Here is a 19,877-nt window from a genome sequence, read left to right on the forward strand (position 1 = left end):
CGGGGCCGAGGAATGATCGGCTCTCGGCCCCTCGACCGTAGCCCGATCAGCCCGGCCGGGGCCCGGGGAGCCGCTTGGGCACCCAGCGGGCCATCACCCCTGCCCCCACGGCGGCCAGCCCACCCATCGACAGGGCCGCGGCACCGAGCGCGGCCGCCGCGCTCACCACCGCGATCGCGGCCGGACCGGCGAGCATCCCGAGGTCGTGACACAGTCGCCAGGCGCCGAGGAACTCGGCTCGGGCGTCCGCGGGTGCGGCGTCGGCGCCGAGGGTCATGATCACCCCGTTGCTCAGCCCGTTGCCGACCCCCATCAGCAGAGTGACGGCGCCGAGCGTCATCGCGGTGGTCGCCAACGGCAGAGCGACGTGGGCGGCCGCGAACGCCAGCAGCGAGGCGACCGCCACCCCGCGCCGTCCGCGCCGGTCCATGAGGCGCCCGGCGGGATAGGACAGCGCGACGTCGACCGCGGCCCCGATCCCGAACAGCAGGCTCGTCGATACCGCGTCCAGGCCGATGTGGTCGGCCCAGAGCGGCAGCACCGCGGTGCGCGACGCCCGTGCGGCTCCCATCAGCAGGGCCCCGACGCCCAACGTGCGCAGCACGCGGCTGTGAGTGGTGACGACCGTCCGCAGCGAGATCCCCGGCCGCCGCCCGCGCCCGCCGGCCTCGTCCGGACCGTGCTCGAGCCGCGGGAGGCCCGCCATCAGGGCCCCGGACGCGATCACCGCCACCAACTGCACCAGGAAGCCCCCGCGGGTGCCGACAACGTGCACCACCGCGGCGCCGAGGAACGGGCCGAGCAGGAACCCCAGCCGCGACAGCCCGGCCATCGCCGACAGCGCCCGCGCCCGCATCGCCTCGGGCACGGCGTCGATGACGTAGGACTGGCGGGCCAGCCCCCACACCGCGCTGGCCACCCCGAACAGCCCGACGCCGACGCCGAGCAGCACCACCGACGGCGCCACGAGGCTCAGCGCGACACCGATCAGCCCGACGGCGCTGCCGAGCAAGACGGCGTTGCGCTCGCCGAGCCGCGCCACGATCCGCCCGGCGGGGAGGTCACCGAGCACCTGGCCCAGCCCGAGCAGCGCGACGATCACCCCCGCCGCGGCCACCGAGCCACCGAGCTCGCGGGCGCTCAGCGCCACCACCGGTGCGGCGGCGCCCTGCCCGATCCCGAACACCGCGGCGGGCAGGAACGCGGGGACGACGAGCCGGCGTAGCGGCCGGTCGGCGGTGACCGGGGTGGGCAACGGGCTATGCACTGACCGCTGGTGCGGTGATCCGGCCGGCCGGTCGGGGGAGTCCGAAGTGGTCGCGCAGCGTATGGCCCGTGTACTCGGTGCGGAACAGCCCGCGGTCACGCAGGATGGGCACCACGGCCTCGGCGAAGATCGTCAAGCCGCCAGGATAGTACGGCGGCATCACGTTGAAGCCGTCTGCCGCGTTCGACCGGAACCATTCCTCGATCGTGTCGGCGACCTGTTCCGGCGTGCCGGCGAACACGCGGTGGCCGCGTGCTCCGGCCAGACGGTGCAGCAGCCCGCGCACCGTCGGCCGTTCCCGCTCGACGATCCCCGCCACCACCTGCAGGCGGCTGCGCCCGTTGTCCGTGACGTCCCCGGCCCCGGCGAACAGCGCCGGTGGCACGGGTGCGTCGAGGTCGAGGTGGTTCAGCGACGCGCCGGTGATCCGTTCGAGTTGGAGCAGCCCGTACGCCGGCACCGTGAGCTCGTTGAACTCACGTTCCAGGGCGCGGGCCGCCGTCTCGGTGCCGGCGATGAACGGGCTGATCCCGGGTAGGATCTTCACGTCCTCCGGCCGGCGACCGAAGCCCGCGGCTCTGGCCTTGATGTCGGCGTAGAAGGCCTGGGCGTCGGCCAGCCGCTGGTGCGCCGTGAAGATCGCCTCGGCGTACCGGCCCGCGAAGGCGCGCCCGTCGTTGGACGCGCCGGCTTGTACGAGCACCGGGTGGCCCTGGGGCGGGCGCGGCTGGTTGAACGGGCCTCGCACGCGCACGTACTCGCCTGCGTGGCCGATCTCGTGGATCTTGCTCGCGTCGGCGTAGATCCCCGCTTCGCGGTCGAGGACGACCGCGTCGTCCTCCCAGCTGTCCCACAGCGCGATCACGGCGTCGACGAACTCCCGGGCACGCGCGTACCGCTGCGCGTGCGGAGGGTGGGCGTCGAGGCCGAAGTTGGCCGCCGCGGCGTCGTTGCCGGTGGTGACGATGTTCCAGCCGGCGCGGCCGCCGGAGATGTGGTCGAGCGAGCCGAACAGCCGCGCGAGGTTGTACGGCTCGTAGTACGTCGTCGACGCGGTGGCGATGAGCCCGATCCGCTCGGTGGCCGCGGCGATCGCCGTGAGGAGCGTGATCGGTTCCAGCCGGCCCACGGCGTTGTGCGCGACGTCGCCCTGCAGCGCAGGCCCGTCGGCGAAGAACACCGCGTCGAGCGTGGCGGCCTCGGCGGTGCGGGCGATCTCCTGGTAGTACGACGCGTCGTAGATCCGTTCCGCGGCGCTCGCGGGGTGCCGCCAGGCCGCCTCGTGGTGCCCCGCGGGGTAGATGAACGCGTTGAGGCTCAGCTGACGCCGGGGCGCACGGTCGCTCACCTGTCCACCCCCAGCGCCGCGAGCAGGAACTCCCGGTGGGCGATGAAGGCGGGATCGCGGTGGGTCCGCGGCCGGTCGAGGCCGATCGCCCGATCCACGGCGATCCGTCCGCCCTCGAGCACCAGCACCCGGTCGGCGAGCGACACGGCCTCGTCGACGTCGTGCGTGACCAGCAGCACCGCGGGCCGGTGCCGGTCGTAGAGCTCGCGCAGCAGCGCGTGCATCCGGATCCGGGTGAGGGCGTCGAGTGCCCCGAAGGGCTCGTCGGCGAGCAGCAGGGCGGGCTCCCGGACGAGGGATCGGGCCAGTGCGACCCGCTGTTGCTCGCCTCCCGAGAGCTCGTTCGGCCAGGCCCGCTCGCGCCCGGACAGGCCGACCTCGTCGAGCGCCGCGCTTCCGCGCCTGCGCGCATCGGGACCACCGAGGCCGAGCACGACGTTGTCGAGCACGCGCGCCCACGGCAGGAGCCGCGAGTCCTGGAACACCACCGCGCGTTCGGCGGGCACCCGCAGCTCGCCCGAACCCGCGACGCCGTCGTCGAGCTCGGCGAGCGCTCGCAGCAGGGTGGACTTGCCCGACCCGCTGCGCCCGAGCAGCGCCACGAACTCGCCCGCCGCGATGTCCAGGTCGACGTCGTCGAGCACCGTGCGCCCGTCGAACCCGCGGGTCAGTCCGCGCGCCCGCACCGCGGGCGACACCGCCGGGCCGACCGCTCCCGGCAGGCTCGTCAGCTGCCCAGCGTCCGTCGCCATGACAACGCCCTCCTCTCGATGGCGCGGACCAGCGTGTCTCCCACCAGCCCGAAGGCGGCGTAGACGACGAGCCCGACGACGATGATCTCGGTCTGCCCGTAGGTGCGGGCCTGGGTCATCAGGTAGCCGATCCCGCTGGTCGCGTTCACCTGCTCGACCACGACCAGCGCGATCCACGAGATCGTCACGGAGAGCCGCAGGCCCGTGAAGAAGCCCGGCAGTGCGCCCGGCAGCGCCACGCGGCGGATGAACTCCGCACGGGAGAGCCCGACGGTCTCGGCGAGCTCGACGTACCGGTGGTCGACGCCGCGCAGCGCCGCATGGGTGTTGATGTACACCGGCACGAAGACGCTCGCGGCGATCATGATGATCTTCATCTCCTCGCCGATCCCGAACCAGATGATCGCGAGCGGGATGAGGGCCAAGGTCGGGACGGCACGCTTGATCTGCACCGGCCCGTCGATGAGCGCCTCGCCGACGCGGCTCAGGCCCGCGGCGAGCGCGAGCGCCACACCGAGCCCCACGCCGAGCACGAGCGAGATCCCGGCGCGCTGCACGGACGTGAGCAGGTTGCTCTGCAACCTCCCGTCGGCGATCAGCTCACCGAACGTCGCGACCACCGTCCACGGCGCGGAGAGCGTCTGCGGGTCGAGAAGCCCGGTCGCCGAGGTGACGACCCAGGCGAGCAGGAGGAGCACCGGGCCGAGAGCGAGCCCGCCCGGGACGGCCCGCCCGGGCCCGAGCCTGCGGCCGTGCCGGATCCGGTGGGCCAGCCGCGGGTCATTCGCCGCCTCGCCGCCGCGGCCGCGCTCGCGGGGCCGGGAGACCGACAGCTGGGTCATGACGCCCCCGCCGGCCCGTAGGACGCGCCGACCGCCGGCACCGTGGTCGTCACGACCTGGTCGAAGCGCAGGTCGAAGCCATCGCTCGCGCGCACCTTCTTCGGGAGCTCCCCGGCGCGGTCGATCACGTCGATCGTCGCCTGCTGGCGCTCCACCACTGCGGCGTCGAGGCGGGGAAACGTGATCTGTCCCAGCGAGTCGACGATCCGCTGCCCGTCGGCCTGGCTGATGCCCTGGTTCTCCACGTAGTACTGCTGCACCCACTCGGCCGGGTGCTCGTTGATCCACTGCTGCGAGCGGATGTAATGGTCGACGTAGGCGCGCAGCGCCGCGGCCTTCGCCGGGTCCTCCAAGGCCTCGCGGCGCGCGTAGAGATAGTTCAGCCCGGAGGAGGTGTCGGCCGTCTCGGCCGGGTCGATCACGCCGCCGCCGCGCGGCCCGGCCTCGGCGAGGAACCGGGTCAGCCGCGGCTCGTTCAGCGGAGCGACGTCCACCTGCCCGGTGCGGACGGCGTCGTTGAAGTCGCCGAGCTGCAGCCGGACGAGCTCGACGTCGGACGTCCGGAGCCCGGCCTTCTCCAGCGCCCTCAGCACGATCACCTGTTGAGCGGTGCCCTCGGCGTAGGCGATCTTCGCTCCGCGCAGGTCGGCGAGCTTCCGGATGTTCTTGCCGGGGGCGACGGCGAGTTGCGTGCTCGACGGGTCGGTCTGGCGGGCCAGGATGATCGGGACGTCTTCGCCTGCGGCGAGGGCCTGGATCGGCGGCGTGTCGCCGACGCTGGCAACGTCGGCGGCGCCCGCCCGGAACGCCTCGAGGATCGCCGGTCCGCCGGTGAAGTTGGCGAACTGCGCGGTGAAGGGCAGTTTCTCGAGCTCACCCGACGCCCGCAGCGCCACCTGCTGGGCCTCGGCCTGGTCGGCGATGACGAGGGTGGTGCCCGCGGGGACGTCGGTCGGGAGCGGGGCGTCGGCGGCGAGCTCGCCGCCGGTGGAGGTGGTGGTGCCGCAGGCCGCGACGACCACCGCGGCCAGTAGAGCCGCGGTGGTGGCGAGCGTGCGCCGGGAACGGGAGGTGCTCACGGGTCCTCGGTCTCGGTGTCGTCGGGCCGGTCAGTCGACGACGACGGCGTGGTCGGCCGTGAACGGGCGCCCCGCGAGGAGCTCGGACTCACGGCCGTCGGGCCCGACGGGACGGTCACCGATCACCGTGACGCGGTGCAGGGTGCGCCGGACGTCGAGGTGGTCCAGGTCGGCCGGGGCGAGGTGGGCGGTGGCCCGGTTGTCCCAGAAGGCGACGCTTCCGGGCTCCCAGCGGAACCGCACGGTGTACTCGGGGCGGGTGAGCTCGGCGTAGAGCAGGTCGAGGATCGCCCTGCTCTCGCGCGGCTCGACGTCGACGATGTGGCTGGTGAAGCCGGGGTTGACGAAGAGTGCGCGCTCCCCGGTGACGGGGTGGACCCGCACCACCGGGTGGACCGCCACCAGCAGGTTGTCGTTGACGCGGCGGGCGTAGGCGGAGCCGCCTGCCGGCTTGTCGCTGCCGCCATAGCGATGTTCGGCCCGCAGCGTGTCGATGAACGCGCGGACCGGGGCCGACAGGCCGTCGTAGGCGGCCACGAGGTTCGTCCAGGTGGTGTCGCCACCGACCTCGGGCACCACCTCGGCCCGCAGGATGGACGCGGCAGGCGGGTTCACCGCGGCGGTGACGTCGGTGTGCCAGCCCGCGACGTAGCTGTACTTCCGGCGGGTGCGAACCGTGTACTCGCCGCCGTAGCGCTTCGCGTACCGCTCGGGGTCGACCGTGAAGATCTCCGGGTGGCCCTCCGGCGGGGCGTCGTCGTGCGGGTGGGCGTAGGTGAGCTCGCCGAAGTGCCGGCCGAAGCGGATCTGCGCGGCGTGGTCGAGCTCCTGCCCGCGGAAGAAGATCACCTTGTAGCGGTGCAGGGCGTCGGTCAGACCGGCGACGGTCTTCTCGTCGAGTGGCGCGGACAGGTCGACGCCGGAGATGTCGGCGCCGATGTGTCCGGCCACCGGCCGGACGGACAGAGCGGTGCGTTCGGGCGCGACGGTCATGGGGGTCCTTCCATGAAGTGGCAGCGAACATTCCCCGGCTGCGACACAATGCGCGGGACCGGAGTGGTTCAAATGTTCGGACTAATGGTGTGGAGCGGCTCGAGACAGCGAGCGGGGTGGCCGCGAATCAGTGGCGCCGAGCGCCGGCGGTCACCCGCAGGTACAGCACCCGGGGCGACATGCCCTGGTCAGGTGCGGTGAGCTCATGCGAACCATCGTGTGTGGGAGAGCCACGGAAGTCAATTTTGCGACTTCTGTAATTAAGTCCGCGCAGGTGGTGGGCCTCAATTCCCGTGGATGATCGCTACGAGATCCGGGTTTCGGCCCTGCCGAGGGCGATAACCCGGATCTCGCGACGATCAACGAGTTCAGCCCCGGCCGGCCACACGCCCGTCCAGGTGAACACGTCGCCGCTGGTCGCGCCGGGGTGTGTCACGTGCGGGCGGGAGGCGGGCCGATCTCCAAGGGGCGCGCGTAGGCCTCGTGCAACACGATCGATCCCGCCGCCACGCCGAGCGTTCGCGTTCCGAACGAACTCGCCACCACGGTGCGCCGCGGATCGGCGGCCACGTGCGCGCGCTCCGCCACCTCGGTGTGCAGATCGTCGAGCAGTTCGGGCCTGCGCGTGATCCCGGCCTCGGCCACCACCAGGATCTCCGGGTTGATCACGTCGAGGAGCAGGGCCACCGCGCGGCCGACGAGCCGGGCGCGTTCGCGGAACAGCGCGACAGCCCACGGCTCGTCCGCCTCCAGCGCGGCGAGCACGTCGGGGAAGCGGGCCTCGCGCAGCAGGCCGGTGCCGGCGGCGTGTTCGGCGAGCGCCTGTTCGGCCACCGTGGCCTGGAAGCAGCCGGTGCGTCCGCAGGGGCAACGCCCACCCGCGAGCGTCGGCCCCGACCCGACCGGGAGGTGGCTGACGTCGCCCGCCGCAGACCGGGGACCGTGGTGCACGATCCCGCCCGTCACGATCGCCGCGTCGACCACGTTGCCCACGAACAGGTGCACCAGGCTCATCCGTGCGCGGGTGCGGTGGGAGCCCATCAACTGCTCGGCGCGGGCGAGGGCGCGGGAGTGGCTCTCGACGCGCACCGGGAGGCCGAGCCTCCCCTCCAGCACCGCCTGCGCCGGCACGTCGCGCCAGCCCAGCTGCGTGTGCCGCACGACGACCCCGCGCGCGGGGTCGATCCACCCGCCGCTGGCCAGTCCGACCCCGAGTGGCCTGCGCCCGCAGGTGTGCTCGTCGAGGAACGCGGCCATCCGGTCCCCGGCGTCGGCGAGCACGGCCTGCGCTGCGCGGTCCCGGTGCGGGATCCGCTGCTCGGCGAGCACCCGTCCGCGCAGGTCCATCAGCACGAGCGTCGTGTGGCGCAGCGCGATGTGGATCCCGCCGACCAGGTGGGACCGCGTGTCGATGTCCACGGGGACGTGCGGGCGCCCGATCGCGGGGCGCGGCCTGCGCACCGGCCGCTCGCGGATCAGGCCGAGGTCGGCGAGCTCGGTCGACTGGCGGCTCACCGCCGCCGCGGAGAGCCCGGTGAGCCGGGCGACCGTGCTGCGGGCCACCGGCCCGTGGTCGAGGATCGTGCGCAGCACGACTGCTGCGGTCGCGGTGCGACGGCCGTCGCCGGCGAGCTGGTCACCGCCGTCGGGCTGCGGGGCGGGGGCGCGGAGGAGAGCGTGCATCGATGTCCCTGCCTGGGTGGGCCCTTCGTGCGGGCCCGTGACGGGTGCTGCGGCCTGTTGCGCGCGGGGGTGGATCAGCCGCGCGCCACGGGCGCCGCACAGAGCGCGCTCGCCTGCCGACGGAGGTCGACGTGGCGGCGCGCCTTCAGCGTGGCGGCCTGGGACATCCCGGACATCGTCGCAGAGCGGCACCGGCCGGAGGCAGTGGCCGCCGTCACAGTTTCTGATGAATTCCTCCGGGCCCGACATTTCGACGGACATTTCCCGTCGGCTACTGAATGATGAGAATATGTCGCTGCAAATGTTCGAACCGATGGATCGACATGAGCGCAGGTCCGAACTCCCACATCACATTTGGTTGCGCGAACTCCGCGCGTCTGCTCGGCTTGCAACTGTGAACGGGGTTCTGCTCACGCAACGTCGGCATGTCGACCTCTGCCGACTCGCGTCCTGCGTGTGTCCTGGCTGACGCGCCGCCCCGCCGTTTTTCTTGCCCGTGCCCGTCGGCCGGGCGCTTCCCCGCAAAATCGTTGAAGAAGGTTCGCCGTGTCTCCTGGTCCTCTGACCGCGCACTGGTTCCTGCCCACCTACGGCGACGGCCGCCAGCTCGTCGGGGGCGGCCACGGCGTCGGCGTCGGTTCTGCCGGTGGCGTCCGGCCGGCCTCGATCGGTTACCTGACGCAGGTGGCACGGGCCGCCGAGCAGGTCGGCTTCGTCGGTGCCCTCACACCGACAGGGGCGTGGTGCGAGGACGCCTGGCTCACCACGGCGATGCTGGTGGCCGAGACCGAGCGGCTGAAGTTCCTCGTGGCGTTCCGGCCCGGATCGGTCTCGGCGACGCTCGCCGCGCAGATGGCCGCCACCTACCAGCGGCACTCGGCCGGCCGGCTGCTCCTCAACGTCGTCACCGGCGGCGAGCCCGCCGAACAGCGGGCCTACGGCGACTTCCTGGACAAGGACGCCCGCTACCGCCGCACCGGCGAGTTCCTGCAGGTGGTGCGGGCGTTGTGGCGGGGGGAGAAGGTCGATCTCGACGGCGAGCACGTCCGCGTCGAGAACGCGTTCCTCGACCGCCTGCCCGACCCGGTGCCGCCCATCTACTTCGGGGGCTCGTCGCCCGCGGCCGGAGACGTCGCGGCCGAGCACGCCGACGTCTACCTGACCTGGGGTGAGCCACCCGCGCAGGTCGCCGAGAAGGTCGACTGGATCCGCCGCCTCGCCGCCAAGCGCGGGCGCACGATCCGCTTCGGCATCCGGCTGCACGTGATCACCCGCGACACCTCGGAGCAGGCCTGGTCGCACGCCGAGTCGCTGCTCGAGGCGATCGACCCGGCCGCGATCGAGCGCGTGCAGGCCGGCCTCGCCCACAGCGAGTCGGAGGGGCAGCGGCGGATGCGCGCCCTGCACGGCGGGTCGACGGCGAACCTGGAGGTGGCGCCGAACCTGTGGGCGGGCGTCGGTCTCGTCCGCGGTGGCGCCGGAACCGCGTTGGTGGGCAGCCACAGCGAGGTCGCCGACCGGATCGCCGAGTACCACGCGCTGGGCATCGAGGAGTTCATCCTGTCCGGTCACCCGCACCTGGAGGAGGCCTGGTGGGTCGGCGAGGGCGTGCTGCCCATCCTCGAGCGACGCGGGATCTGGAAGCGCCCCGGCGCCGATGTCGCGTCCGTCCCGGAGTCGCGGACCGTCCCGTTCGCCGCGGCCCAGTGAGGGCCCGGCGCCCGGTGCCGGGGGAGGGCGAGCGATGAGTACGGCCGCGGTCCTCGCAGAACGGCCGCCGGACGGGCCACCGCCCAGGACCCGCACCATCCTCCTGGCGAGCCTGGTCGGCACCACCGTCGAGTGGTACGACTTCTTCCTCTACGCCACGGCCGCGGGGCTGGTGTTCCCGCAGCTGTTCTTCCCCGTCGGCAACCAGCTCGTCGGCACTCTGCTGGCCTTCGGCACGTTCGCCGTGGGGTTCGTCGCGCGCCCCATCGGCGGCGTCCTGTTCGGGCACATCGGCGACCGGCTCGGCCGCAAGCGGACGCTCGTCGCCACGATGGTGCTGATGGGAGCGGCCACGGCGCTCATCGGGCTGCTGCCCTCCTACGCATCGATCGGCGTCGCCGCACCGGTGCTGCTCGTCGTGCTGCGCGTGCTGCAGGGCCTGGCCGTGGGCGGTGAGTGGGGCGGCGCGGTGCTCCTGGCCGTGGAGAACGCGCCGCCGGGGTCGCGCGCCCGCTTCGGCAGCGTGCCGCAGATCGGCCTGGGTCTCGGGCTCGCGCTGGGTACCGGGGTGTTCGCCCTGCTCGGCGAGGTGCTCGACGAGCAGGCGTTCCTGACCGTCGGGTGGCGCGTCGCGTTCGTGCTGAGCGTGGTGCTGGTCGTCGTCGGTCTGCTGGTGCGGCTCCGGATTCTCGAGACGCCGGAGTTCCGCAGGCTGCGCGACAGCGGTGGGACGGCGCGGGCGCCCGTCGTCCAGGTCTTCCGCACGTCCGGCCACCGCCGGGGCCTCCTGGCGGGGATGCTCGCCCGCTGGGCGGAGGGGGCGGCGTTCAACACCTGGGGCGTCTTCGCCATCACCTACGCCACCGCGACGGTCGGGATGAGCAAGATCGTCGTGCTGCTGGCCGTCACCGGTGGCGCGCTGCTGATGGCGGCGCTGACGCCGGTGGCGGGCCTGCTCGCCGACCGGTACGGGCGGCGGCGGGTGTTCGGCACCGGCGTGGCCGGTTTCGGGATCACCGTCGTGCCGTCGTTCTTCGCCGTGCACAGCGGGATCACGTGGCTGGTCGTGGTGGTCCTGCTGCTGCAGCTCGGTGTCTGGTATGCATTGATGACCGGTGCGGAGTCGACGCTGTTCGCCGAGCTCTTCGACACCGACGTCCGTTATACGGGGATGTCGCTGGTCTTCCAGGGCTCCGGCATCTGGGCGTCCGGGCTGACCCCGGTGATCCTCACCGGCTTGCTCGTGCTCGGCGCGGGAACGCCGTGGTGGGCGGCGGGCTACCTCGCCGCCACCGCGGGGATCAGCCTGGTCGCCGTCGTGCTCATGCCGCGCTGGATCCGCTGGCGTCCACAGTGGACGAGGGGAACGCGCTGGTAGCGACCGGACGGCACCGATCGGCCCGTGCCGGTCGGTGCGGTGCGGATTGCTACAACTGATCCGTGCTGACGGTGCGTGGGGCCGACCTGGTGTGGACGGGCGTGGTCGAGCGGCCGGGCGGTGAGGTCGCGTGCGGGCCTGACGGCCGGGTGGCCGGCGGCCAGGTCGAGGGGGAGGTGCTCGACGCCTCGGGCTGCGTGATCACGCCGGGCCTGGTGAACGCCCATCATCACCTGCTGCAGTCGGCGTTCCGGATCCTTCCGGGCACGCGGGGCGTCCCGATGCGCGAGTGGTTGCCACGCATGTCGGCCGCCTACACGGCGGTCGGCGTCGACGGCGGGCTCGCGCATGCGGCGGCATCCGTCGGGCTGGCCGAGTCGCTGCTGTGTGGGGTGACGACGGTGGCCGACCACCACCTCACCTGGCCTGCGGGTGACGGGGTGGAGCTGGCGTCCGCGGTCGCTGCCGCTGCGGCGGAGCTGGGCGCGCGTCTGGTGTTCGTTCGCGGCAGCGCCCGCGACGACCCGCAGGCCGCGGCGGCGTCGGCCGACGCGATCGCCTCGCGACTCGGCGGCGACGCCACCGGCATGGTGCAGGTCGCCGTGGGCCCTGCGGGGGTGCACAGCGACGCGCCCGAGACGTTCGCGCTGCTCGGCGAGGTGGCGCAGCGCCACGGGCTACGCCGGCGCACCCAGGCGAACGAGCAGGTCGACGTTGAGGTGGCTGCGGAGCGCTACGGGCGGCGGCCGCTGGAACTGCTCGACGAGTGGGGCTGGCTCGCCCCCGACGTCACGCTCGCGCACCTCTGCGGCGTGACGCCCGGCGAGATCGCCCGGCTCGCTGCGACCGGCGTGAGCGCCACCCACGCACCGGGCTGCGACCTGCCGATGGGGTGGGGGGTGGCGCCGATGGCGGCGCTGAGCGATGCCGGGGTCACCATCGGTCTCGGCACGAGCGGCGGAGGCAGCAACGACGCAGGCCATCTGCTGGCCGACGCCCGGCTCGCACTGCAGGTCGCACCGCTGGCGGGCCGCCCGGTGAGCGCTCGGGAGGTCCTGGCCTGGGCCACCGCGGGGTCGGCCGTGGGCCTGGGTCGTGCGGAGCTCGGGCGTCTCGAGCCCGGGTGCGCCGCCGACCTCGTCTGCTGGGACGTCACCGGCGTCGCCGATGCCGGTGTGGCCGACCCGCTCGCCGGACTGCTCTGGGCCGCGCCCGGCCGCAGGCCGCGCCATGTCGTCGTGGCCGGGCGGGTGGTGGTGCGCGACGGGCAGCTGGTTTCCCGCCCCGAGACCGAGGTTGCGAGGGCGCTGCGCGCGCTGCTCGCCTCACGCGCGGCCGGCTGAGGTCGGCGCGGTCCGGGCAACGTGCCCGATTCCACCATCGAGATCGGATCCACCGTGGTCAGCGCCTCGAATCCGTGAGGTTGGCCATAAGCCGCAGCACCGACGGGGGCGCCGGGCGTGAACTTGTGGCGTGGCCGACAACGCGGATAGCGGTGCGGGACCGGGGTACGACTACGTGGTGGTGGGTGCGGGCACCGCGGGTTGCGTGATCGCTGCGCGGTTGTCCGAGAACCCGGACGTACGGGTGCTGCTGATCGAAGCAGGCAGCGGGCAACCGCCGCCCGCCGTGGCGGTGCCGACCGGGTGGCCTGCCCTGCAGGGCACGTCGGTCGACTGGGCGGGTACCACCGTGGTGCAGGGCGCGACCGGCACGGTCATTCCCTGGCCGCGCGGGAAGGTCCTGGGTGGGTCCTCCGCGATCAACGGCATGTGTTTCATCCGTGGGCACCGCTCGTCCTACGACGCCTGGCCCGCGGCAGGTGCGAAGGGCTGGGGGTTCGACGACCTGCTCCCGTACCTGCGGCGCAGCGAGCACACCGAGGGGCGCGATCCGGCGCTGCGAGGCGTCGACGGTCCGCTGACGGTCGGGCCGGCGCGGTCGCCGCACCCGGTGGCGGCGGCCGGGCTGGCCGCGGCGGCGGAGGCAGGGCATTCGCTGGCGGACGACATCAACGCCGGGCTGGAGGAGGGCTTCGGCTGGTGTGACCTGAACATCGTGAACGGCAGGCGCCAGAGCGCGGCCGACGCCTATCTCGTCCCTGTGCTACAGCGGCCGAACCTCGACGTGGTGACCGACGCGCTGGCCCACCGGCTGCTCCTGTCCGGCGGGCGGTGCACGGGCGTCGAGTACAGCGTCGGTAGTGCCCTGCACACCGCGGCCTGCACCGGCGAGGTCGTGCTGACGGCGGGCACGGTGGGTTCCCCGCAGCTGCTGATGCTCTCGGGGATCGGCCCGCAGGCACACCTTCGTGAGGTCGGCGTCGACGTCGTGCTGGACCTGCCCGGCGTCGGATCCAACGTGCACGACCATCCGCGCTCGACCGTGGTCTACAGCTCGCCCGTGCCGATCCCGGCCGGAACGCACAACCATGCGGAGATGATCGGGCTGGCCAGCAGCCACCTGGCGCAGGACGGGCCGGACCTGCAGTTCCAGGTGCTGGAGATCCCGTATTTCGCACCTGCCCTGCCGCCCGCGCTTCCGGTGCCGGGCCAGGCCTACAGCGTCGCCCTCGGTGCCATGACCCCCAGCAGTCGTGGCTCGGTGCGGCTGTCGGGTGCCGGGCCCGACGCGGCGCCGCTGCTGGACCCGAACTACTACGGCGATCCCCGGGACGTCGAGGTCATGGCCGCTGGCCTGCGCATCGCCCGGGCCATCGGCCGCGCAGCCGCGTTGGCTCCGTGGCGGGCGGAGGAGGTGCTCCCGGGGCCCGGGGTGCACGCGGATGACGACGAGGCCGTGCGCCGCTATCTGTTCCGGAGCCTGCGGACCTACTCCCACCAGGTCGGTTCGTGCCGCATCGGCACCGACTCCTTGGCGGTGGTCGACACCGAGCTGCGGGTGCGCGGGATCGACGGGCTACGGGTGGCCGACGCCTCCGTCATGCCCTCCATCGCGTCGGCCAACACCAACGCCACCGTCTACGGCATCGCGGAGCGGGCCGCGGATCTCGTCAGGGCAGGCTGACCAACCCCCACTCTCACGTCAGCACCCATCGCGATGGCCGGTAGCTGTGATCCGCGTTGGTCATCGATGGCCGAACAGCGCAGGGTGGAGGCGATGTCCGCTCGTCCAGACCATCATCTCCGAGAGCTGAGGTAGTCGATGTCCGAGTACGGTGCCCTGCAGCACGAGGAAGTCGTGATCCGGCGTGGCCGCCGATCCGGTGCCGCCATCACGGTCGCGGTGCACTCGCGGACGCTCGGCCCCGCGGTGGGCGGTTGCCGTATCTGGACCTATCCCAGCTGGCGTGACGGCACGGCGGATGCGATGCGCCTCTCGGAGGCGATGACGTACAAGTGCGCGGCCGCCGGTCTCGAGTACGGGGGCGGGAAAACCGTCGTCGCGCTGCCGATGGGAACGGTACTGACCCCCCAGGTACGCCACGACATGCTCCTCGACGTGGCCGAGATCGTCGCCGGGTTCGACGGGAGCTACTGCGTGGGACCCGACGTGGGCACCGGGCCCGACGACATGATGGTCATCCGCGACGTCACTCCCTACTCGTTCTGCCTGCCACAGGAGCACGGTGGCACCGGGAGCTCGGGCACGCCCACAGCGCTCGGCGTCCAGGCCGCTCTGCGGGCCGGCGCCCGGCACGTCTTCGGCTCGGAGTCGCTGTCGGGCCGGCGGGTGGTGATCGCCGGGTTCGGCTCTGTCGGGTCGCGGCTCGCCGCCGACCTCTCCGCGCAGGGGGCCATGGTCGTCGTCTCCGATGTCGACGACCAGAAGCGCGCGGAGGCGAAGAACGCGGGGTACGGCTGGGTGGATCCGGACCGGGCGCTCCTGACCCCGGCCGACGTGCTCGTGCCCGCCGCGGTGGGCGGGGTGCTCAACCCGCGGAGCGTGGCCGCTCTCGACGTGCCGCTCATCATCGGGCCGGCGAACAACCAGGTGACCAGCGACTCGGTCGCGCAGCTGCTCGCCGACGCCGGAACGGTGTGGGTCCCCGATTTCGTGACGAGTGCCGGAGGCGTGATCTACGTGCTGAGCCGCGAGGTCGGCGGTCTCGACCACGAGGCAGCCGCGAAGCGGGTCGAGGCGATCGAGGAGACCGTGGACAGCGTGCTCGACGCCGCCCGCACGGCAGGCACCACCCCGCTGCACGAGTCGATGGCACTCGCGGAGCGCAGGCTCAGCACCGCAGCGGCGGAGTAGCGGCTGAGCCTTGTCGATCCAGGTGGGCGCGCCATCGGAGGGGTGGGCATGCCTGCTCAGGGCAGGACCGGAAAGCAGCGCCAGGTCCCACCGGGCGAGTCGTGCGGCCGTACGGCGTGGCCGTCGAGGACGAAACGAGTCCGGCCGGGCGGGGTCACGTCCGTTCCGGCCTGCCAGAAGTCCACACGGTCGGGAACGAGCCGGATCGTCGTCCAGCTCGGGGGCGCCTCCCGGGTGGCGGGGTCGCGTGCGGCGACGTCGAACGAACGCTCGACGTGAACATCGGAGTGCGGTGATGAGCGTCCCCCGGTTCGTCGACCTCAGTGCCCCGCAGATCGCGGCCCTGCCCGCCGGCACGGTCGCGGTGCTCCCGCTCGGGGCCGTGGAGCAGCACGGCCCGCACCTGCCGGTGTCCACCGACTACGTCACCGCCACCGAGGCGGCCGAGGCCGCGGTCGGGGCGGTCGCCCGGCAGGGCTCCGCACCCGTGGTGCTCCTCCCCGGTCTCGCCTACACGAAGTCGGACGAGCACCACTGGTCGCCGGGCACGATCTGGCTCTCGTGGGACACGCTCATGCGCACCCTGGTGGACATCGGCCGGTCCCTGCAGACCTCGGGGATCAGGTCGATGCGAACGGGCGGATCTGCGGGATCGGTCCGGGCGCGCCGCCCCCGGACGACGCCGGCACACCCGCAGAAGAGGTGTTCGATGCCGGTGGGGCGATCGTCGCGCCGGGGTTCGTCTCCGCGCACTCGCACCTGTTCACCTCCGGCCTGCGCGGCATCGCGCCCGCCTCCACGCTCTATCCCTGGCTGCGGGCCATGTCGGAGGTCTTCCGGCACGCGGACGCCGAGGCGCTGTACTGGTCGACGGTGCACGGCTCGCTCGACTTCCTCGCCAGCGGCATCACGACCGCGTACAACTTCACCCAGTCGCGGGTGAGCAGGGTCTTCGACCCGGCCACCGGCATGAGCACTGTCGACGTGGTGCACCCGCCCGAGTACCTCACCCGCCAGTTCGACGGCGCGGCCGACGCCGGGCTGCGCGTGGTGAACGCGATCCGGCTCGACGACGGGGTCGGGCCCGAACGCGAGGTGCTCGCGGAGTTCGCGGACATGGTCGCGGCGTCGGCAGGGCGGACGCCGCCCGACCACCATCTCGGTACATCGGTCTTCGGGTCGGTGCAGTGGGCGGACACGCCCCGTACCGCCGAGCTGGAGGCCCAGGTGATGCGGGAGCACGGGATCGGCAACCAGGCGCATTTCCTCGAGACCGCCGAGGAGCTCGCGGTGCAGCGCGAGAAGTTCGCCTGGTACGCCGACGCCGGGGTGCTCGGGCCGGCCCTCCTGCTGGGTCACTTCGTGCACCCCACCGACGAGATGGTGGCGGCTGCGGCGGAGGCGGGCTGCGCGATGGTCTGGCAGGCCACGTCGAACGGGCGGCTCGGCTCGGGGATCGCCGACGTCGTGCGGTACTCACGCGCCGGGATGCGCATCGGGATGGGGCTCGACGACCAGTCGTGCACCGACCAGTCCGACCCCTTCGGCAACATGCGCATCGGCATGTACACGATGCGCGCCCTGCACACCGACGCGTCGGTGCTCCTGCCCCGCGAGGTACTGCGGATGCACACGCTCGGCTCGGCGGAGGTGCTCGGCGTGGCCGATCGCGTCGGGAGCCTGGAGGTCGGCAAGTTCGCCGACTTCGTGGTGGTCGACCACCGGGCGCCCGGCACGGGCCCGGTCTGGGATGTCTACGCCACTTACGTGATGGCGTGTGGGCAGCGCAACCTGAAGCAGGTGTACGTGGGAGGTCGCATGGTGAGCTCGGACGGCCGCTGTACGAGCCCGCTCGGCGCGGACGTGGACGGCGCCCTGCACGAGTGGATCGGCCGGGCCGCCCGCGAGGCGGGGGTGTACCCGGTGCTGGGGCCTGGTGGACAGGAACCGGACGTCCTGCCGTGACCGACCGGCCGGGCCACGCCTGTCCCAAGCACATGACCTACGGGCCGTGCGGGGGAGTCGGCGTGGACGGGTCGTGCGAGATCGGCCCCGAGCCGTGCGTGTTCCTGCACGATCCCGTCGTGCCCTGGCCCGGGATGCCGCAGGCGGATGCCGAACCGGGTGCTGCGGGCCGGGCGTTCCGCGACCTCATGCGCCGGCGGCCGGTGGTGATCTCCGGGATGCCGGCGGCCGCACTGGACGCGCGTTCGGTCGCCGACACCGCGGAGGTGCTGGGGGGCTCGGTCGACGCGGTGCTGACCGGGGACATGCCGGCGGCGAGGGTGCAGTTCCCGCCCGCGTACCACGCGATGCTGGTGCAGGAGCGCGGCATCCCGGTATGGGCGGGGCTGAACTGCCGCGACCGCAACCGGGTCGCGCTGGAGGGCGAGATCGCCGCGCTCGCCCACGCGGGGGTGGCCGGCGTCCACTGCGTCACCGGTGACCACACGTTCACCGGTCACCGTCCGGACGCGGCGGCGGTGTTCGACCTGGAGTCCCACGAGCTCGTCCCTCGTGCCCGGGCCGCCGGGCTGCTCGTCTCCGTCGCGGAGTCGCCCGCGGCGCCACCGGTCGAACGGCGAGGCGGGCGTCTTGCCCAGAAGGTCCGGGCCGGGGCGCGACTCTGCCTGCTCCAGTTCTGCGGGGAGGCACAGGACGTGGCCGCATTCGTCCGGTCCGCCCGTGCGGCGGGTGCGGATGTCCCCGTGCTGCCCGCCGTCCCCGTCATCGTCGACGAGTACGGGGCACGGGTGATGGCGTCCTTCGCCGCGGCGGTGCTCCCGGCCGGTCTCGCCGACTCGGTCCGCCGGGCCGGCGACCCGGTGGCCGCCGGCATCGAGGCTGCGGTGTGTCATGCACGGGAGCTGCTCACCGTGGCCGGGGTGGCCGGGGTGGTGCTGAACGGGGTGGCCACGGGTGGCGCCGAGACGCTGCTGGCCAGGTCGATGGCCGCCGTCGGCCGCGCACTGGGAGCTGGGCGCTGACCGTCATCCGGTGCGCGCACCGTCGAGGAAGACGGTGAGCATCGCGCTGCTCGCCTGCTCCACCCCGAGCTCGTCCCGCACCACCAGGTGGAGGGCTCGCTCCAGCAGGCCGGTGAAGAGATCGAACAGCACCGGCACCGGGATGTCGGCCCGCAGCGTGCCGTCGGCGATCCCGCGTCGGAGCAGCTCGCGTACCGGTTCGCCGAGCTTCGTGTCGAGATCGGCCTGGTCGGCGGGCTGCTTGCGCAGCGTCTGGAGGAGGGCGCCGTACTTGCTGCCCGCACCGATGAAGCCCCGCGTGACCCGCGCGACTCCCTCGGGCACGGCGACGCTGCCGAGTTCGGCGTCGGCGATCCGGTCGCAGAGCTCCGTGACCGCCGCCGCGGTCAACCCTCGGATCAGGGCGTCCCGGTTGGGAAAGTAGCGGTAGAGGGTGGCACGCCCGACGCCCGCGGCGTCGGCGATCTCGGCCATGCTCGCCGCCTCTCCGCGCCTGGCGAGCACGTCGGCTGCCGTGTCGAGGATGCCCGTGGCGACGCGATCGTGGAGGGATGACTGCCGGACCATGCGGATCAGCATACGGACGTCTCATTCGTTGACGGGCACGTCTCGTTTTGAGACATTAATGTCTCAAATGGGAGGAGGGGTCATGATGCGACGACTAGGGGCCACCGGGGTCGAGATCACACCGGTGGGCCTGGGCTGCATGCAGTTCTCGGGATCCGGGCTCGTCGAGCGCTTCTACCGGGCCCTCGATCAGCCGGCGGTCACGTCGGTGGTGGGCGCGGCGCTGGACGGGGGGATCACCTGGTTCGACACGGCCGAGATGTACGGCCGTGGACGGTCTGAGCGGGCGCTGACCACGGCGTTGCGCGAGCGGGAGGTCGCCCCGGGCTCGGTGACCGTTGCGACGAAATGGGCGCCCGCGGGCCGCGCGGCGGCGAACATCGGCAGAACGCTGGACGCCCGGCTCACGTCGCTACAGGGGTTCCCGATCGACCTCCACCAGATCCACATGCCCTACGGCAGCCTCTCGCCCGTGTCGCGGCAGCTCGTGGAGATGGCGCGGTTGGCCCGGGCCGGACGGGTGGGCGCCGTCGGCGTCAGCAACTTCTCGGCACGCCAGATGGAGAGGGCGAGCGTGCTGCTGCGGTCGGAGGGGGTGGCGCTCGCCTCCAACCAGGTGCAGATCAGCCTCCTGCACCGGGCGATCGAACGGAACGGCGTACTGGACACCGCGCGGCGTCTCGGGATCACGCTCATCGCCTACTCGCCGTTGCGTACCGGCCTCCTCGCGGGGGTCTTCCACGCCGACCCCGGCCGAGTGCGTTCGCTCCCGTGGGTGCGGCGGTTCCTGGTCGGCCTGGGTTCACGAGGGCTCGCGCGCACCGCGCCCCTGATCGACGAGCTGGGCGCGATCGGCCGGGCGTACGGCGTGTCGGCGGGGCAGGCCGCGCTCAGCTGGCTGATCCGCTTCTACGGCGAGACGGTCGTGGCGATCCCCGGAGCGTCGAAGCCGCAGCAGGCGAAGGAGAGCGCTGCTGCGATGGAGCTCGACCTCACGGACCGGGAGCTCGCACGACTCGACGAGGTCTCGCGGCGGTGCGGCGGCTAGCGATC

General features: G+C 72.9%; 18 protein-coding genes and 1 pseudogene. 10 read left to right on the forward strand and 9 right to left on the reverse strand.

Translation table 11 applies throughout. The features are described from left to right. Positions 1 to 46: 46 nt before the first annotated feature. The 8 genes from MMF94_RS07080 to MMF94_RS43700 all read right to left on the reverse strand — a co-directional run bounded on the left by MMF94_RS07080 (position 47) and on the right by MMF94_RS43700 (position 8,140). A complete protein-coding gene (locus MMF94_RS07080) occupies positions 47 to 1,267 on the reverse strand; it encodes an MFS transporter (protein WP_241035478.1) in 1,221 nt (406 codons plus the stop codon). After that, positions 1,260 to 2,615, reverse strand: a complete 1,356-nt coding sequence (locus tag MMF94_RS07085; RefSeq protein WP_241035479.1) for an LLM class flavin-dependent oxidoreductase — start codon at positions 2,613 to 2,615, stop codon at positions 1,260 to 1,262. The genes MMF94_RS07080 and MMF94_RS07085 overlap by 8 nt, the downstream gene beginning before the upstream one ends. Continuing rightward, positions 2,612 to 3,367 carry an ABC transporter ATP-binding protein gene (locus MMF94_RS07090; protein ID WP_241035480.1) on the reverse strand — a complete coding sequence of 252 codons (756 nt, stop codon included), beginning with the start codon at positions 3,365 to 3,367 and terminating at the stop codon, positions 2,612 to 2,614. The genes MMF94_RS07085 and MMF94_RS07090 overlap by 4 nt, the downstream gene beginning before the upstream one ends. Next, positions 3,343 to 4,209: an ABC transporter permease gene (locus MMF94_RS07095; protein ID WP_241035481.1), complete on the reverse strand. Its 867-nt coding sequence runs from the start codon at positions 4,207 to 4,209 to the stop codon at positions 3,343 to 3,345. Before MMF94_RS07095 ends, MMF94_RS07090 begins: the two co-directional genes overlap by 25 nt. Then, entirely contained in the window at positions 4,206 to 5,288 is a 1,083-nt protein-coding gene (locus MMF94_RS07100) for an ABC transporter substrate-binding protein (RefSeq protein WP_241035482.1), read from the reverse strand. Before MMF94_RS07100 ends, MMF94_RS07095 begins: the two co-directional genes overlap by 4 nt. A gap of 30 nt (positions 5,289 to 5,318) precedes the next feature. Further along, positions 5,319 to 6,281 carry a TauD/TfdA dioxygenase family protein gene (locus MMF94_RS07105; protein WP_241035483.1) on the reverse strand — a complete coding sequence of 321 codons (963 nt, stop codon included), beginning with the start codon at positions 6,279 to 6,281 and terminating at the stop codon, positions 5,319 to 5,321. A 432-nt stretch (positions 6,282 to 6,713) separates the two neighbouring features. Then, a complete protein-coding gene (locus tag MMF94_RS07110) occupies positions 6,714 to 7,964 on the reverse strand; it encodes an ROK family transcriptional regulator (protein ID WP_241035484.1) in 1,251 nt (416 codons plus the stop codon). Positions 7,965 to 8,038: 74 nt separating this feature from the next. Further along, positions 8,039 to 8,140 carry a putative leader peptide gene (locus MMF94_RS43700; RefSeq protein ID WP_420852423.1) on the reverse strand — a complete coding sequence of 34 codons (102 nt, stop codon included), beginning with the start codon at positions 8,138 to 8,140 and terminating at the stop codon, positions 8,039 to 8,041. Between the two features lie 137 nt (positions 8,141 to 8,277). Between MMF94_RS43700 and MMF94_RS43705 the strand changes: the two genes are divergently transcribed. From MMF94_RS43705 to MMF94_RS07145, 9 genes and pseudogenes are all read left to right on the forward strand, one after another. Beyond that, positions 8,278 to 8,433: a putative leader peptide gene (locus MMF94_RS43705; protein ID WP_420852424.1), complete on the forward strand. Its 156-nt coding sequence runs from the start codon at positions 8,278 to 8,280 to the stop codon at positions 8,431 to 8,433. Between the two features lie 77 nt (positions 8,434 to 8,510). Next, a complete protein-coding gene (locus MMF94_RS07115) occupies positions 8,511 to 9,674 on the forward strand; it encodes an LLM class flavin-dependent oxidoreductase (protein ID WP_241035485.1) in 1,164 nt (387 codons plus the stop codon). A 34-nt stretch (positions 9,675 to 9,708) separates the two neighbouring features. Next, positions 9,709 to 11,052: an MFS transporter gene (locus MMF94_RS07120; protein WP_241035486.1), complete on the forward strand. Its 1,344-nt coding sequence runs from the start codon at positions 9,709 to 9,711 to the stop codon at positions 11,050 to 11,052. Between the two features lie 62 nt (positions 11,053 to 11,114). Further along, complete coding sequence (locus MMF94_RS07125) at positions 11,115 to 12,395, forward strand: amidohydrolase family protein (protein WP_241035487.1); 1,281 nt, start codon at positions 11,115 to 11,117, stop codon at positions 12,393 to 12,395. A gap of 130 nt (positions 12,396 to 12,525) precedes the next feature. After that, complete coding sequence (locus MMF94_RS07130) at positions 12,526 to 14,079, forward strand: GMC family oxidoreductase (protein ID WP_241035488.1); 1,554 nt, start codon at positions 12,526 to 12,528, stop codon at positions 14,077 to 14,079. A 138-nt stretch (positions 14,080 to 14,217) separates the two neighbouring features. After that, entirely contained in the window at positions 14,218 to 15,270 is a 1,053-nt protein-coding gene (locus MMF94_RS07135; RefSeq protein WP_241035489.1) for a Glu/Leu/Phe/Val dehydrogenase dimerization domain-containing protein, read from the forward strand. Positions 15,271 to 15,565: 295 nt separating this feature from the next. Next, positions 15,566 to 15,886: pseudogene (locus tag MMF94_RS43710) on the forward strand (creatininase family protein); the annotation flags it as partial. A gap of 86 nt (positions 15,887 to 15,972) precedes the next feature. After that, positions 15,973 to 17,235, forward strand: a complete 1,263-nt coding sequence (locus MMF94_RS07140; protein WP_241035490.1) for an amidohydrolase family protein — start codon at positions 15,973 to 15,975, stop codon at positions 17,233 to 17,235. 62 nt (positions 17,236 to 17,297) lie between these two features. Then, the gene (locus tag MMF94_RS07145; RefSeq protein ID WP_241035491.1) at positions 17,298 to 18,257 is read left to right on the forward strand and encodes a methylenetetrahydrofolate reductase; all 960 of its coding nucleotides are present in this window, start codon (positions 17,298 to 17,300) and stop codon (positions 18,255 to 18,257) included. Positions 18,258 to 18,260: 3 nt separating this feature from the next. Here the strand turns inward: MMF94_RS07145 and MMF94_RS07150 are convergent, their stop codons facing one another. Then, on the reverse strand, positions 18,261 to 18,824 hold the full coding sequence (locus MMF94_RS07150; protein ID WP_241035492.1) for a TetR/AcrR family transcriptional regulator: 564 nt from the start codon (positions 18,822 to 18,824) through the stop codon (positions 18,261 to 18,263). Between the two features lie 82 nt (positions 18,825 to 18,906). Here MMF94_RS07150 and MMF94_RS07155 point away from each other — a divergent pair, with 82 nt between their 5' ends. After that, positions 18,907 to 19,872, forward strand: coding sequence for an aldo/keto reductase (locus tag MMF94_RS07155; protein WP_241035493.1), 966 nt, complete (start codon positions 18,907 to 18,909; stop codon positions 19,870 to 19,872). Positions 19,873 to 19,877 lie beyond the last annotated feature (5 nt).

It is taken from the genome of Pseudonocardia alaniniphila (assembly GCF_022524485.1).
GTDB classification, from domain to species: domain Bacteria; phylum Actinomycetota; class Actinomycetes; order Mycobacteriales; family Pseudonocardiaceae; genus Pseudonocardia; species Pseudonocardia alaniniphila.